Source organism: Sphingomonas sp. MM-1 (assembly GCF_000347675.2).
GTDB classification, from domain to species: Bacteria; Pseudomonadota; Alphaproteobacteria; order Sphingomonadales; family Sphingomonadaceae; genus Sphingomonas_E; species Sphingomonas_E fennica.
In genome coordinates this window covers 3,629,763-3,644,773 of the sequence record NC_020561.1, presented here as the reverse complement: position 1 = coordinate 3,644,773, position 15,011 = coordinate 3,629,763, and the positions used below count along the sequence as shown (strand labels likewise).

Below are 15,011 nucleotides of genomic sequence, written 5' to 3'. Positions count from 1 at the left end.
CCGAGCCTAGCACGAGATGCCCTCAAGGGAAGAAGATATGTGCCCCAGATACTTCCAGCGCGGCCTGCGCGATGCGCGCGAACCCGGCCGCCGCGATCAGCCCAGCGCCTCGGCCATCTCGGCCAGTTCCAGCCAGCGCAGCTCCGCTTCCTCCTTGCGCTGGCGAGCCGCCTCGATCGCCCTGGTCAGCTCCGCGAAACGCGCGGGGTTCCTGGCATAGAGATCGGGATCGGCCAGCGCCGCCTCGTCCCGCGCGATCGCCGCCTCGATCTTCTCGATCTCGGCCGGCAGATTGTCGTAATCTCGCTGGTCCTTGTAGCTGAGCTTGGTGCGCGTCTTTTCGCGCGGCGGCAGCGCATCTGCTTTGGGAGCAGAGGGTCGCCGCGCCTCTACCCTGGGCGCCCGCTGCCGTTCCCAATCCTCATAGCCGCCGGCAACGATATCCACCTTGCCCGATCCGTCGAGGCCCAGCGTCACCGTCACCGTGCGATCGAGGAAGTCGCGATCGTGGCTGACGATCAGCACCGTGCCTTCATAATCGGCGATCACCTCCTGCAGCAGGTCCAGCGTCTCGAGGTCGAGGTCGTTGGTCGGCTCGTCCAGCACCAGCAGGTTGGAATGGCGGGCGAATTCCCGCGCCAGCAGCAGGCGCGAACGCTCGCCGCCGGAAAGCGTGCCGATCCGGGCATCGGCCAGCGAGGGATCGAACAGGAATTCCTTCAGATATCCGTGGACGTGCTTCTTCTCGCCCAGCACCGTCACCCAGTCGCCGCCGTCGGCCAGCACGTCGCGCACGCGCTTGTCGGGCGCCATCAGGCTGCGCTGCTGGTCGATGACGATGCCGTCCAGCGTCTTCGCCAGCTTCACCGTGCCCTCGTCCGGCGGCAGCTCGCCGGTCAGCAGCTTCAGCAGCGTCGTCTTGCCCGCGCCATTGGCGCCCACCACGCCGATCCGGTCGCGGCGCGTGATGCGGAAGCTCAGATCCTTGATGACCTCGCGATCGCCGAAACGCTTGGTGACATGCTCGGCATCGATCACCACCTTGGTCTTGCTGTCGTCGCTGGCGACGGCAAGGTTGGCGGCGCCCTGCGGGCCGATCATCGCCGCCCGCTGCGCGCGCATCTCCTTCAACTGGGCCAGCCGCCCCTGGTTGCGCCGCCGCCGCCCGGTGACGCCGCGCTGCAGCCAATGCTCCTCGATCTTCAGCCGCGCATCCAGCCGCTGGGCGTTGCGCGCCTCCTCCTCATAGACCTTCTCGGTCCACGCCTCGAACCCGCCGAAGCCGATCTCGGCCCGGCGGATCGTCCCCCGATCCAGCCACAATGTCTGGCGGGTCAGCCGGGTCAGGAAGGTGCGGTCGTGGCTGATCGCGACGAACGCGCCATTATAACGGCCCAGCCATTGCTCCAGCCAGTCGATCGCGGCGATGTCCAGATGGTTGGTCGGCTCGTCCAGCAGCAGCACGTCCGGCTCCTGCGCCAGCGCGCGGGCGATGGCCGCCCGCCGCCGCTCGCCGCCCGATGCGGTGGCCGCCTCGCGCGAAAGATCGATGCCGATCTGGTCGGCGATCGCCTCCACCTCATGCGCGGCGGCGCTGTTGCCGGCCAGCGCGAAGTCGCGCAGCGTCGCATGGCCCGCCATGGAAGGCTCCTGCTCCAGCAGGATCACGCGGGTGCCGGGCACCACCGTCCGCCGCCCCTCATCGGGCTCGATCGCGCCGGCCAGAAGCTTCAGCAGGGTCGTCTTGCCCGCGCCGTTGCGCCCGATCAGCGCAAGCCGGTCGCGCTGCTGGATATAGATGTCGAGATGGCGGAACAGCCACCCCGAACCCTGGACGAGGCCGAGATCTTCGAAAGCGAGGACAGGTGCGGACATGGCCCGCGACATAGGGACGATCCGCCGCCGGGTAAAGTTGCCGGCGCGTTCGGGTCAGGGGATGGGTGGCGGAGCGCGTGGACAAATCCATCATGTGGCCCGTGCAGGCTCACAGATGTGACGGTATCCTTAAGCCCTCTCCCGCCTTCGCGGGAGAGGGTTGGGTGAGGGTCTTCTTCCTTGGTGCTCAACGGCTGGCCAGCGCGCGGCCGATACATTCCAGAACGCCGTCGAAACTTTCGATGACATCATTGTTCCAGAACCGAAGGACACGGAATCCCCGCGCTTCAAGATAAGCGGTGCGGGGTGCATCGGCTGTTTCTCCATGCTGTCCGCCATCGAGTTCGACGATAAGCCGCGCTTCGATGCACAAAAAATCGACGATGAAGGGGCCGACCGTCGCCTGTCGGCGAAACTTGAACCCGTTCAGCCGGCGATTCCGCACGGCCAGCCAAAGCTTGCGTTCGACGTCGGTCATGTCGCGGCGAAGGCGCGCGGCATGGGGGCTGATCTGGCGCCTGACCGGATACATGCGCGCAGATTAGAAGAAGGAAGACCCTCACCCAACCCTCTCCCGCGAAAGCGGGAGAGGGCTCAGAGCAACGCCCCTTCCAGCCTTCCGGCCCTCCCGGCCATCATTCTGAAACCTGTCTCCCCAACGCCCGCGCCAGCGCCTGCCGCCAGCCCGCCAACAGGGCGGCGCGCGTATCGGGATCGCCGGCGGGCTCGAACCGCGCCGCCTGTCGGGTCAGCGCCGCCACGCCGGCCCGGCCATCCCACAGCCCCACCGCCATGCCCGCCAGGAATGCCGCGCCCAGCGCCGTCGTTTCCAGATTGGCCGGCCGCTCGACCGGCAGCTCCAGGATGTCGGCCAGGAACTGGCACAGCCAGTCATTGGCGGACATCCCCCCATCCACGCGCAGCAAGGCGGGCTTGGCGGCGCCGTCGTCGATCATGGCGGTGATGAGGTCCGCCGTCTGATAACCCACCGATTCCAGCGCCGCCCGCGCGACATGGGCGGCGGACGTGCCAAGCGTCAGCCCGCAGATCAGGCCGCGTGCATGCGCGTCCCAATGCGGCGCGCCCAGCCCCACGAAGGCCGGCACCATATAGACGCCGCCATTATCCTCCACCCGCGTCGCCATGTCGTCCGTCTGCGAAGCATGGGTAATCAGGCCCAATCCGTCGCGCAGCCATTTGATCGCGGCACCCGCGACGAAGATCGAGCCCTCGACGGCATAGCTCGTCTCGCCATCGATGCGGTAGGCCGTGGTCGTCAGCAGCCTGTTGACCGAGGCGACCGGCCGCTCGCCCGTATTCAGCAGCATGAAGCAGCCCGTGCCATAGGTCGCCTTGGCGCTGCCCGGATCGAAGCATCCCTGCCCCACCAGCGCGGCCTGCTGGTCCCCCGCCATGCCCGCGATCGGGATCGGCGCGCCGAACAGCCCGGCATCGCAATGGCCCACTATCTCGCTGCTGTCCCGCACCTCGGGCAGCAGCGATGCGGGAATGGCGAACAGCGCGATCAGTTCGCGGCTCCATTCCTGCCGGTGGATGTCGAACAGCATGGTCCGGCTGGCATTGGTGGCATCGGTCGCATGCACCCTCCCGCCCGTCATCCGCCACAGCAGGAAGCTGTCGACCGTGCCGAAGGCCAGTTCCCCGCGCTCCGCCCGTTCCCGCGCGCCTTCCACATGGTCCAGCAGCCAGGCGAGCTTGGTCGCCGAAAAATAGGGATCGATCAGCAATCCCGTCCGCGCCCGCACCAGCGCCTCATGGCCCGCTTTCTTCAGCCGCTCGCAGGCATCCGCCGTCCGCCGGTCCTGCCACACGATGGCGCGGTGCAGCGGCTCGCCCGTCGCCCGGTCCCACAGCAGCGTCGTCTCGCGCTGGTTGGTGATGCCGATCGCCGCGATTCCGGCCGCCGTCAGCCCGGCATCGGCAATCGCCTCCCGCGCCGTGGCCAGCACGTCGCGCCAGATATCCTCGGGCTCATGCTCCACCCAGCCCTGCGCCGGATAATGCTGCGCGAACTCGCGCTGGGCGGTCGCCACCACGCGGGCCTCGGCATCGAATACGATGCTGCGCGTCGATGTCGTTCCCTGGTCGATCGCCAGGATATGACGCGGCTCAGCCACGGGCGGCCTCCATCTTCCCTTGCGCCAGCCGCCCCGCGATCCGGGCGATATCCCCTTCGGTCATCCGCAGCCCCAGCTTGGACCGGCGCCACGCTATGTCCTCTGCCGTCCGCGCGAATTCATGGTCGATCAAATAGGCAAGCTCGCTTTCGCTCAGCCCCCCGCCGAACGCCTCCCCCAGATCGTCCAGCGATCGGGCATCGCCCAGGATCATCGCCATCCGCGTGCCATATGCCCCGGCCATGCGTTCGGCCGTCTCCGGCGGCAGGAAAGGCCAGCGGCGGCGCGCCTCCGCCACGAAGGCGGCAAAATCCCCATCGGGCAGGTCACCGCCGGGCAGGGCCTCGCCATCGGTCCAGGCACCGCGCCGCATCGGCAGGAACGGCGCCAGCTTCTCCAGCGCATGCTCGGCCAGCCGGCGATAGGTGGTCAGCTTGCCTCCGAACACCGACAGCAATTGCGGTCCCTCCGCCATGCCCAGCTTCAGCACATAATCGCGCGTCACCGCCGATGCGCTGGCCGATCCGTCGTCGTAAAGCGGCCGCACGCCGCTATATCGCCAGATCACGTCCGCAGGCCCGATCCCCTTCGCGAACCAGCGGTTCACGCCCTCGCAAAGATAGGCCACCTCCTCCGCCTCGATCCGCGCGGCGGCGGGATCGCCCGATACCGCGACGTCGGTCGTGCCGATCAGCGTGAAATCCCGCTCATAGGGAATGGCGAACATGATCCGCCCGTCCGGATTCTGCAGGATAAAGGCATGGTCGCCCGCGAACAGGCGCGGCACCACGATATGGCTGCCCTTCACCAGCCGGGGCGGCCGCTCGGCGCGGGCCCCCTCGATCGCGCCCAGCACACCGCCGACCCACGGCCCGGCGGCGTTGACGATATTGGCCGCGCGCACCTCGCTCCGCCGTCCGCTCGGCCCATCCTCGATGGATACCGCCCATGCATCGCCGTCGCGCTTCGCCCCGATAAAGCGCGTCCGCGTGCGGATATCCGCGCCGCGCGCGGCGGCATCCATCGCGTTCAGCACCGTCAGCCTGGCGTCATCCACCCGGCAATCGGAATAAGCGAAGCCGCGCGTCACGCCCGGCTTCAGCCCCGCGCCCAGCCCATCACCGGCCAGGCCATCGCCGGCCAGCCTCACCGCCGCCGATCCGGGCAATATCCCGCGCCCGCCCAGATGATCGTAGAGAAACAGGCCCAGCCGCACCATCCAGCCCGGCCGGCCGCTCTCTCCCATGGGCATCACGAACCGCAGCGGATGGATGATATGCGGCGCGATCCGCAGCAATTTCTCCCGCTCGATCAACGACTCCCGGACGAGCCGGAATTCGAGATATTCCAGATAGCGCAGGCCGCCATGGATTAGCTTGGTGCTGGCGGACGAGGTATGCGCCGCCAGGTCGTCCTGCTCGACCAGCAGGGTCTTCACGCCCCTGCCGGTGGCGTCGCGGGCGATGCCCACGCCGTTGATCCCGCCGCCGACGATCAGCAGGTCGAACCGCATGGTCATGCGTGGGCGCCAGCCCGAGGCGCATCGTCCGTCGGGCTTCGCCCGTCCATCGCCCTCTCCCGCCTCATCCTCTCCGGCTCCTGTCTAGAGCGGTTTCCCGGCGGGCGGAAGAAGAGGGGGAAGCAAGCCTCCCCGGCGCGAGCGTCAGGCACGCTCCTTCGTGGCGGAAAAGCGCAGCGTGGGATGGCGCTGCATCACATAGTTCAGCTCCCACGCATCCTTGGCCATGAACACGGGCTGCCCGTCGCGGTCGCTGGCCATGGCGTTGCGATGGTTGGCCGCGAAATCCTTGATATCGCCCTCATTGTCCGCGCTCAGCCAGCGGGCCGTATCCCAGGGCGAGGCATCGAGCTTCGCATCCACCTTATATTCGTGCTGCAGCCGCGATATCAGCACCTCGAGCTGCAGTTGCCCCACCACGCCCACGATCATCTGCGATCCGATCGCCGGGTGGAACACCTGGATCACGCCTTCCTCCGAAAGGTCGTCCAGCGCCTTGCGGAGCTGCTTGGTCTTGGTCGGATCGGCCAGCTGCACGCGGCGCAATATTTCCGGCGCGAAATTGGGCAGCCCGGTGAAGCTCGCCGCGCCCGCCACCTCGGTCAGCGTATCGCCCACGCGCAGCGTGCCGTGGTTGGGGATGCCGATGATGTCGCCCGGCCAGGCTTCGTCCGCCACCTCGCGGTTCTGCGCGAAGAACAGGATCGGGCTGTGGACCGCGATCGCCTTGCCCGTGCCCGACTGGTTCAGCTTCATGCCGCGCCGGAACCGGCCGGAGCATAGCCGCATGAAGGCCACGCGGTCGCGATGCTGCGGGTTCATGTTCGCCTGCACCTTGAAGATGAAGCCCGCCACGGCGGGATCGTCCGGGTCCACCGGCGCGGGCGCGGCCGGTTGCGGGCGCGGGCTCGGCGCCAGATCGCGCAGCGCATCGATCAGCTCCGGCACGCCGAAATCGCGCAGCGCCGATCCGAAATAGACCGGCGTCAGATCGCCGTGCCGATAGGCCGCGAGGTCGAAGTCGGCATAGCCCGCCCCCGCCAGCTCCGCTTCCTCGCGCAGCTTCGCCAGGGCGTCCGCGGAGACAAGCTCATCCAGCCTGGGATCGTCGAGCCCCGTCACCTGCACGCTGCCGCCCGCCGCCGGCAGCAGGCGATGCCCGGCGAGATCATACAGGCCCTCGAACGTGCCCCCCATGCCCACCGGCCAGATCATCGGGCAGACGTCCAGCGCCAGCTGGTCGGCGATCTCGTCCAGCAGGGCAAAGGGCTCCCGCCCCTCGCGATCCACCTTGTTGACGAAGGTGATGATCGGCACGGAGCGCAGCCGGCACACCTCGAACAGCTTGCGCGTCTGCGCCTCGATGCCCTTGGCGGCGTCGATCACCATCACCGCGCTGTCGACGGCCGTCAGCGTCCGATAGGTGTCCTCGGAAAAATCCTCGTGGCCCGGCGTGTCGAGCAGGTTGAAGGTCAGCCCGTCATATTCGAACGTCATGACCGAGCTGGTGACGGAAATGCCGCGCTGCTGCTCGATCTTCATCCAGTCCGAACGCGCGCGCCGCGTCGCCCCGCGCGCCTTCACCTCGCCCGCCAGATGGATCGCGCCACCGGTCATCAGCAGCTTTTCGGTCAACGTGGTCTTGCCGGCGTCGGGGTGCGAGATGATCGCGAAGGTGCGCCGGTCGGGGCGGCCGGTGGGGCGGTCGTTCATGATAGCGGGAAATCCGAAGGATTGTCGTTCGCGGCTCCGTTAGCAGGCGCAGCGGCGCTTGGCGAATCCCCCACGCGCTTCACCCGGCGCCCAACCGCAATGGACGACGGGATTGCCGGCGCCGGTGACGGCCATCTCGTTCCGGCCAAGAAAAGATATCACCGGAAAAGAAAAAGGAGCCGACCCGAAGGCCGGCTCCCAATTTCCGCAGCGATCGCTCCCGAGGGAGCGATCCGCCACCTTACATGCCCGAACCCGGACCGAAGGTGATTTCCACGCGGCGGTTCTGCGGCTCGCGCACACCGTCGGCGGTTTCGACCAGCGGACGGCTTTCGCCGAAGGCCTCGGTCGACATGGCCGTGTCGGGCACGCCCTTGCCGGCCAGGTAGGACTTAACCGCATCGGCGCGGCGCTGCGACAGACCGACGTTGTACTGGGCCGAGCCCGACTTGTCGGCGTGGCCGGCGAGGACGACCGAAGCCGTTCCGCCCTGCGCATAGGCAGCGGCCGCATTGTCCAGAATGCCAGCGGCTTCCGGCGTGATGTCCGACTTATCCCAGTCGAAGAACACGATGAACGGTCCCGGGATCGCAGCCGGCGGAGGCGGCGGAGCCGGTTCCGGTGGCGGGGGCGGCGGGGGCGGCGGAGGCGGCGGGGGCGGCGGAGCCGCCGGTTCGCCGAAGTTGAAGATCACGCTGGCGAGCAGGCTGTGCGACTGCCACTTGGTCTTCACATCGTCGCCGGCCGCAGAGACGAGCTTGATGTCGTCCACGCGGAAGTAACGATACTTCAGGCCCAGATCGATATTCTGGGTGATCGGCGCGCGAATGCCGGCCAGGATCTGCCAAGCGAACTTGGAGTCGCTGTCGTCCAGAAGCGTCGGGCCACCGTCGAAACGATAGTCGTTCAGCTTGACGCGGGCGATACCGACACCGCCGCCGACGAAGCCGTTGATGCCGTCATCGTCGCCGAAGTCCAGCAAACCGTTCAGCATGAAGCTGAGGGCCGAGGAATTACCGGAATACTTGCTGTCATAGGTGCCAGCATCGTAATCTTCGAGCGGCACGTTCAGCGTGTGGCCATCGACCTCGGCACGCTTGTAGCCGACTTCGCCCTCAACGCGGAACACACCGAAATCATAACCGATGATACCATCGACATCGAAGCCATACTTCTGGTCGGAGGAAATGACGTTCTTCACGTCATCCACCTTCAGCTTGATGTCTTCGATGATCATCGCGCCGCCCTCGACGCCGACATACCACGCACCGTCACGCGCCATCGCGGGCGATGCCAGCGCGGTGGTTGCGAGCGCGGCCATGATGGCGAGCTTACGCATATCATTCCCCTTTCAAAGCAGTTCCTCGCGGAAGCACTGCTACCTAACCAAACTGGACTATCCGCGCAAGCGCGCATCTTCCACATCTGTTGCGGAAATGTCTCACAGAACAAGCGAAACACGCCGCTGCGGCCACCCCATTACAGACGTCGCCTAAACTCTTATTGCCTGCCCCGGTTTCGTTTCGCGTAAAAAAAAGTTTCAGTTCGCGATCAGTCCGTGCGCCTCGAGCGCGGAAAGAATCGCATCCAGCGCCGTCCGCGCCTGCTGGTCGACGGTGGCGCCCCCCGCCGGACGGGCGATCGCCGGCTGGCGGCCGCCCACGACCTGCTCGCCCCCCACGGCCACGCCGAAGGTCGGCGCGGGCGTCGCCCGCCAGCCGTTGCCATCGTGCCACACCCATGCCGAGGCCGGGGTCAGCCAGGCCGTCATTCCCGCGACAGGCCTGATGAATCGCCACCCGCCTTCGGTCCGGATCGCCAGATCGCCGGCATGGCCGGCCCATTCTCCCGTCGGCATAGGCCCTGCGATCCACGCCTTCCCCGGCTCGGGGCCGGCCGGCGGCCCATTCTGATCGAGCGCCTCCACCACGGGATGCAGCAGGCCGTCGATCCGGGCGAGCGCCTCATTGTGGAACAATTCCTTCTGCGCCTGCCCGGGCTGGAGATTGGGCAAGGCGAAGCGCGCGGTGCTGTCTGCCATGATGTGCCTTTCAGAAAGTCATGCTGGCGGTTGCCGGATCGGAGAGGCCGCCCGCGCCGATCTGGTGGACGGCGATGTCGATGGCGGGCGTGCCCGCCGCCCCGTCCGCGGCCATCCGGGCCGCGTCATAGGCATAGGCAGGCTCGTTCGTTTCCGCCGTCCGCACCGATCCGATCGCGGGCGTGATGACGATTCGATAGCGCTCCGCCTCCTCGGCCAGCGGCGCGTCGGCCCCGCCGATCCAGGGCCATCCCGTCCGGCTTCGCCGTGTCCAGCCTATAAGGACGCCGCCGACGCCCCGCTCCAGGCGCAGGTGCACGGGCGACGGCGGTCTCAGGGCGCGGGCCAGGAACGCGGCCTGCGCGGTCGCGGGCGCGCCGTCGCCCACGCCCCGCGCCATCAGCCCGATATGGCCGCCGATCGAGGATGCGGGCAATTCGATGGGAAGAAGACTGGGCGTCTCGATCAGGACGAAGCGCTCGCCCGCCGCGTGCCCCGCCATCGCCGCCTCGGTGCCGCGCCGCCCGCGCAGCAGGCGGGAAAGCCGGTAGCGCCCGCCTCCCAGCGGCGCGGCGCTGCCGAACTGAATCAACTCGTCGCCGATCATCGCGACATTGGCCCCGTTCACCAGCGCCTCGTCATCGCGCCCGATCAGCACCATCCCGTCGTGCAGCAGCGCCACATCCACAAAGGATGTCCGGTCCATCAGCACGCTGCTGCCCGGCGGCAATATCGTCTCGGCAATGCCCATCACCGCCGGCATCGCGGTCTGCCCGGCATCCTGCCACGTCGCGCCGCCATCGATGCTCCAGCCCAGCTCCGCCCGCCGCCAGCCCGGCGCGGGTCCGGCCGCGGCCGCCCAGATGCGGGGCACGCTTGCCGCCGTGGCGTCGAGAGGCGGCAGATCCAGCAGGGCGACAACGGTCGGCCCATGCGGCGCATCGGGTTCGCGCACGCCATCGCCGGCAACCGCGCTCCGGCCCGCCCCCGCCAGCGGCAGGCCCGCCAGCTTCAGCTCAAGCATCATCCGGTCCAGCGTCCATCCGCCGATCCGCATCGGTGCCATGCCGTCGATCCGCACCGCCTGCCCCGGCCGCAGCCTCATATGCCGCCAGGGCAATGCCAGCGCCGCCTTCTTCCGGTCGGCCCAGGCGCGCGCCAGCCGCAGCTCGGCGACGGCCTTTGCCTGCCCGGCCAGCAGCGCCGCCGGCAACTCGATCCGCTCGGCCCGCCTCCCCGGCCCGCCGCCGTTACGCGCCCGCTGCAATCCGGCCTGGTAATCGCGCCCTGGCTCATAATAAGCCACGGCGATCTCGTCCGGGATCGCGGCAGCGGCCGCCCGATCGATGGCGATCCGGTCCCGCCGCTTCTCGTCGGCGCGCGCGCCGGCCTCCCCGGCCGATATGGTAACGGGCGAAGGGGCGCCGTCGCCGATCAGCAGCCGCTCGCCATCGTCGCGCACCGAAAGCGGAATGGCCCGGGCGATCACCTCCATCACGCCCCGCGCGCTGTCTCCCGTCGCCGCAAAGCCATGCACGGTCGCATCCGTGTTTCCGCCGATCGCGCGGCCGGCAAGGTCGGCGGCGATGTCCGCGATGCTCACCTCGTCCGCATCCGCCTCCACCTCGAAGGTCAGGGAAGGGATGCGGTTGCCATAATCGGCAAGCTGGAACTGCTCGAACACGGCGTAAGCCAGCCCGCGATGCGCCGGGGCCAAGCCGACATCCGAAGCGATCAGCGGATCGGGCTCCTGCCCCTCGTCGCCCTTGTAGAGCCGGTATCCGGTCTCGCTCTTCCAGTCGCCCGCCGCGCCGCGCAGCAGCTTGCCGTCCGCCCAGATGCGGTGGACGGCGCGGATCGGCCGGGCGGAAAGCGCCACCGCGAAATTCGCGGAATAGCTGTAGGTCGTCGTCTTGGGCGCGCCCTTGCCGCCGCCGGAACGATGGCGGTCCTCGCGCAGGTCCGTCGCCCAGATCACCGTTCCGGCCACCCGCATCCGGCCGTAAAGGCGCGGGATCGCCTGGCCATAGCTCGATGTCTGCACGCCCAGCTCGCCCAGCCTCGGCCCGGTCCGCCGCGGCGCGAACAGGCGCTGGTCGACCTGCTGGCCGATCACGGCACCGATCATCCCGCCGATCGGCCCGCCCACCAGCGATCCCACCGTTGTCAGCACCAACGTCGCCATGTTTCCGCTCCTATGTCCCGCGCCAGGCCCCCAGCACCGGCCAGGGCGGCCGCCCCGGCGTCTCGACCACGCGCCGCAGGCCAGCATCGGCATGGACGAACCCCACATCCGTCAGCACCAGCAGATGCGCCTGCGCCGGCCCGGCCTCCACCAGCAGCACATCCCCCGGCAGCGCCTCCGGCCATGGCACGGGGATCAGCCCCGCCGCCGCCAGCCCGGCCGCGATCCGATCGCCGTCTCCGCCGCGCAGGGCATAATCCCGCGCGGGCGCCGGCACGTCGCAGGCGATCGCCGCCAGCCCCACGCAATCCAGCCCCTCGGCGATGCTCCTGCCCTGCGGGCGGAAACGCGCGCCGATGCAGGCCCGCGCCCGCGCCACGATCGCCACGCTCATGCGCCGGGATAGCGCGTCAATATGTCGTTGCCCGGCAGCCAGGGCTCGCCCCGGAAATTCGCGGCGTTGCCGAACCGGCCCGCGCAGGTGGCCAGGCTCTTGTCGCAGCCTTCCGCTATCTCGACGATCAGCCCGGCCGCGATTGGATAGGGCGGCGGCTCGCGCAGGGTCAGCCAGTCGCCGGCGGAAGAAAGGATCGCGCTGGAAAGCCCCGCATTGGCGCCGTCGATCCAGCGCAGCCGGCCATAGCCACGGGCATTGGGCGCCCCCGTTCCCGCCGCCGCCACGCGGAGCCGGCCGTCCGCGTCCACATCGGCCAGCCGGGTCAGCCGCCGCCGGCCGGCCATGTCGATCCGGCATCGCCGGTCGCCCAGCTCCGCCCGGCATTCGGGCGAGGTATATTCCACCACCGGCCGGTCCAGCATCGCGGTCGGGCCGGCCAGTTCGGCGGTGAAGGCGCCGTCGCGGATGGAAATCTCGCCCAGCTCGCCGCGCGTCAGGTGCAATGGCGTGCCCTCGGGATCGGCCCAGTCCACCGCGAACAGGCGGACGCGCGCGCCGTCCCACCGCCCGGCCGCCAGATCCTCGTCGCGGATCGCATCGCTGGTCAGCGCGCCGGCTATGTCCAGCGTATCCACCTCGAACCCGTCGGAAAGGCTGATGGACGAAGGCAGCATCCCCGGCGCGGATCGATAGGCAAGCCCGCCTATCTCCAGGTCCCGGTCGTGCGTGGTGAAGCCCAGCGCCACCCCGTCGCGCCGGTCCAGCCGCCAGCAGAAGGCGATGGTGGTGAGGTCGCGGCCGATCCAGTCCGTCACGCCTCCCCCTCCCTGATCTCGATCAGCGGCACGGATGCCGCCTCGCCCGCCGCGAAGCCCGCCAGCCCCGCCTCCAGCCGATCCTCGGCGAAGCGCACCGGCACGTCGAAGCGGAAGCCGGCGGTGATCGCAGCGCCCGTGGCCGGCGCCTCGTCGAACGCGATCACCCCGCCCTCGGCCAGCGACCAGCCGTTCGCCCGCGCGACGCCATCCACCCCCACCCGCACGCTGCCGGCCGCCGGCCGCGTTATGCGGCGCACCTGATCGCCATAATGCTTCACCAGCGGGAAGCGGGTGGCGATGCCGTCGCCGGTGCCGATCGGCTGGTCGGCGAAGCCCGGCTCGTCCGTCATCCCCCGGCTGCTATCGTCCGTGGGATCGCGGAAGCGGAATCCCCGCGCCGCGCCGTATCGCGCCCGGAAGAAGGCGATCAGCGCCTCCAGGTCGCCGCGGGAAAGCACGCCCGGCCCCACATCATATCGCATCCGCGCGTCCGCCCAGTCGGCGTTGCGCTGCTCGCGGCCGGCGGACGTCGTCACGATCGCGGTGGAAAAGCCCGGCTCCACCGTCGCCCGCGCGCCGATGGCGACGGGGAAGTCCACATCGTCGAATGCCTGCACCGCCGCCTCCTCGTCACCGATCGCGAACAGGGTGAAGCCGTCGCGCTGCACCTGCGGCAGCGCCCAGACGAACACGTCCGCCGTCCCCCGCGCCTTGGCCGCGAAGGCCGCGTCGTGGATCCGCCGCCACTGCCGCCGATCCTCCGGCCGCAGCACGAAGCCCGCGAAATAATGCTGCTCCTCCACCGGGTAATCGAGCCGGGCCGAAGCCTCGGCGATCCCGCGCGCGGTCGATCCGGCGTCGCCCGCCGTCACCCAGTCATAATCCTCGAGCTGCAGCCGGTCGAAGGCCGGCCGCGCCCAGCCGAGGGGCACGTTGGCGCGCTTCAGCTCGGGCGCGGCGCGGTCCAGCACCGTCGGCAGATAGATCAGGATCAGCACCTCCGCGCCCGGCGCCCGCGCCTTCACCGCATCGCGCAGCGCCGCCGTCGACGCCGCGAGCAGCGCGCCCGCCTGGTCGAGCAGGGCGCGCTGTCCCGCATCCAGCGCCCCGCGCACGTCGGGGATGGACGGCGGATCGCCCCCCAGCGCCGCCCGCGCCGCCGGATCGTAAAGGCATATCCGCCCGTCGTCCGGCATCACCCACCACCACGGCTCGCCGATCTGGAAGCGCACGGGCATGCCCGTATCCGCCGCGATATCGACAAAGGCTTCGGCAACCGCGCGCAGATAGGCCATCGCCCCGCCATGCGCCGGGGAGAGCAGCGTGGACGGCGGGTCCCACCCCGTCCGCGCCGGATCGCCATTCTCCGCCCTTTGCTTCCACGCATCGGGACAATTCTGGTCGAGCAGCTCGTAGGAGAGCGACCAGATGACGTCCTGCCCCTGCGCCCATGCCCGCGCCGCGAAATCGCGATGCCATGCCGCGCACGGCGCCGCGATCGCGCCGCCCGCCAGCCCCGCCAGATAGGCGCCCGCCGCCCCGTCCCAGCCGAGCCGCATATAATGGCTCATGCCGACATAATGGTTGATGGCGCCGCGATAGCCGAGGTGCCGGATGCTGCGCAGCACGCGCGCCGGAGTCAGGTGGTAGAGGTCGTCATATCCGGTCGCGATCCGCATGCCGTGGCCGGGGATCAGCCCGTCGCCGATCGCCAGCACGGAACCCGGCCCGTCGCAGGCGATCGCGGATATCTCGGCCCAGCCCTCGGCGGGCGCGGGCAGCGGCGCATCGCTGGCGGGGTCGTATCCCGGCGGCACCAGCGAAAGGAACAGCCGGTCGATATCGCCCGCCCACACCGCCTCGCCCGGCAGGGCGAACCCGCTCTCCAGCCCGGCGAAATCCAGCGTGACGACGGCATCGTCCGGCCCGCCCTCGGCATAGTTCCACAGCCTGACATACCAGGCCCGCGCATGGCCGGCGGCGTCGCGCCCCTCGATCGTCATCACCGGCCCGTGCACGGCGTCGAGCGGCGCCACCCCCGCCGATCGCCAGCGGAAGCGCAGCCGGCACCCGCGGAAATCGCGCGCCGTCTCATAGGCCAGCAGCGGGTGGCTGCCGTCGTCCGCCGCCGCCCAGATGATCCCTGCCAGGTCGTTCCGGCGCAGGAAGGTGGCGTCGATCCGCAGCGCGTCCGGCGCCGGGTTGGTCACCGCCGCCAGCATCGGCTGGGGGAAGTTCACCGTCCAATATTGCGGGTCGAACCGCTTGATGAAGCCGGTTTCCAGCGCATCGCCGGTCGCGGCCAGCCGCCAGCCCATAAGCCCC

At 69.3% G+C, this 15,011-nt stretch carries 11 protein-coding genes; all 11 read right to left on the bottom strand.

What is annotated here, in order from left to right; translation table 11 throughout:
• Positions 1 to 96: 96 nt before the first annotated feature.
• Positions 97 to 1,875: an ABC-F family ATP-binding cassette domain-containing protein gene (locus G432_RS17320; protein WP_015460120.1), complete on the bottom strand. Its 1,779-nt coding sequence runs from the start codon at positions 1,873 to 1,875 to the stop codon at positions 97 to 99.
• 187 nt (positions 1,876 to 2,062) lie between these two features.
• Positions 2,063 to 2,407 (bottom strand): endonuclease domain-containing protein, encoded by a 345-nt coding sequence (locus G432_RS17315; protein WP_015460119.1) that lies wholly within the window; start codon positions 2,405 to 2,407, stop codon positions 2,063 to 2,065.
• A gap of 103 nt (positions 2,408 to 2,510) precedes the next feature.
• Positions 2,511 to 4,013: a glycerol kinase GlpK gene (glpK, locus tag G432_RS17310; RefSeq protein WP_015460118.1), complete on the bottom strand. Its 1,503-nt coding sequence runs from the start codon at positions 4,011 to 4,013 to the stop codon at positions 2,511 to 2,513.
• Positions 4,006 to 5,532 (bottom strand): glycerol-3-phosphate dehydrogenase, encoded by a 1,527-nt coding sequence (gene glpD / locus G432_RS17305; protein ID WP_041864975.1) that lies wholly within the window; start codon positions 5,530 to 5,532, stop codon positions 4,006 to 4,008. The genes glpK and glpD overlap by 8 nt, the downstream gene beginning before the upstream one ends.
• 144 nt (positions 5,533 to 5,676) lie before the next feature.
• Entirely contained in the window at positions 5,677 to 7,245 is a 1,569-nt protein-coding gene (locus G432_RS17300; RefSeq protein ID WP_015460116.1) for a peptide chain release factor 3, read from the bottom strand.
• Between the two features lie 241 nt (positions 7,246 to 7,486).
• Positions 7,487 to 8,584: an OmpA family protein gene (locus tag G432_RS17295; RefSeq protein WP_015460115.1), complete on the bottom strand. Its 1,098-nt coding sequence runs from the start codon at positions 8,582 to 8,584 to the stop codon at positions 7,487 to 7,489.
• A 201-nt stretch (positions 8,585 to 8,785) separates the two neighbouring features.
• Positions 8,786 to 9,286 (bottom strand): DUF2793 domain-containing protein, encoded by a 501-nt coding sequence (locus G432_RS17290; RefSeq protein ID WP_015460114.1) that lies wholly within the window; start codon positions 9,284 to 9,286, stop codon positions 8,786 to 8,788.
• 10 nt (positions 9,287 to 9,296) lie between these two features.
• The gene (locus tag G432_RS17285) at positions 9,297 to 11,471 is read right to left on the bottom strand and encodes a phage tail protein (RefSeq protein ID WP_015460113.1); all 2,175 of its coding nucleotides are present in this window, start codon (positions 11,469 to 11,471) and stop codon (positions 9,297 to 9,299) included.
• 10 nt (positions 11,472 to 11,481) lie between these two features.
• A complete protein-coding gene (locus G432_RS17280) occupies positions 11,482 to 11,865 on the bottom strand; it encodes a hypothetical protein (RefSeq protein WP_015460112.1) in 384 nt (127 codons plus the stop codon).
• The gene (locus G432_RS17275; RefSeq protein ID WP_015460111.1) at positions 11,862 to 12,683 is read right to left on the bottom strand and encodes a DUF2163 domain-containing protein; all 822 of its coding nucleotides are present in this window, start codon (positions 12,681 to 12,683) and stop codon (positions 11,862 to 11,864) included. The genes G432_RS17280 and G432_RS17275 overlap by 4 nt, the downstream gene beginning before the upstream one ends.
• Positions 12,680 to 15,004 (bottom strand): DUF2460 domain-containing protein, encoded by a 2,325-nt coding sequence (locus G432_RS17270; protein ID WP_015460110.1) that lies wholly within the window; start codon positions 15,002 to 15,004, stop codon positions 12,680 to 12,682. The genes G432_RS17275 and G432_RS17270 overlap by 4 nt, the downstream gene beginning before the upstream one ends.
• Positions 15,005 to 15,011: the final 7 nt, after the last annotated feature.

Coding starts and splice junctions, on each gene's coding strand:
- G432_RS17320 (WP_015460120.1), bottom strand. CDS start 1,875: ATGTCCGCACCTGTCCTCGCTTTCGAAGATCTCGGCCTCGTCCAGGGT.
- G432_RS17315 (WP_015460119.1), bottom strand. CDS start 2,407: ATGTATCCGGTCAGGCGCCAGATCAGCCCCCATGCCGCGCGCCTTCGC.
- glpD (WP_041864975.1), bottom strand. CDS start 5,532: ATGACCATGCGGTTCGACCTGCTGATCGTCGGCGGCGGGATCAACGGC.
- G432_RS17300 (WP_015460116.1), bottom strand. CDS start 7,245: ATGAACGACCGCCCCACCGGCCGCCCCGACCGGCGCACCTTCGCGATC.
- G432_RS17295 (WP_015460115.1), bottom strand. CDS start 8,584: ATGCGTAAGCTCGCCATCATGGCCGCGCTCGCAACCACCGCGCTGGCA.
- G432_RS17290 (WP_015460114.1), bottom strand. CDS start 9,286: ATGGCAGACAGCACCGCGCGCTTCGCCTTGCCCAATCTCCAGCCCGGG.
- G432_RS17285 (WP_015460113.1), bottom strand. CDS start 11,471: ATGGCGACGTTGGTGCTGACAACGGTGGGATCGCTGGTGGGCGGGCCG.
- G432_RS17280 (WP_015460112.1), bottom strand. CDS start 11,865: ATGAGCGTGGCGATCGTGGCGCGGGCGCGGGCCTGCATCGGCGCGCGT.
- G432_RS17270 (WP_015460110.1), bottom strand. CDS start 15,004: ATGGGCTGGCGGCTGGCCGCGACCGGCGATGCGCTGGAAACCGGCTTC.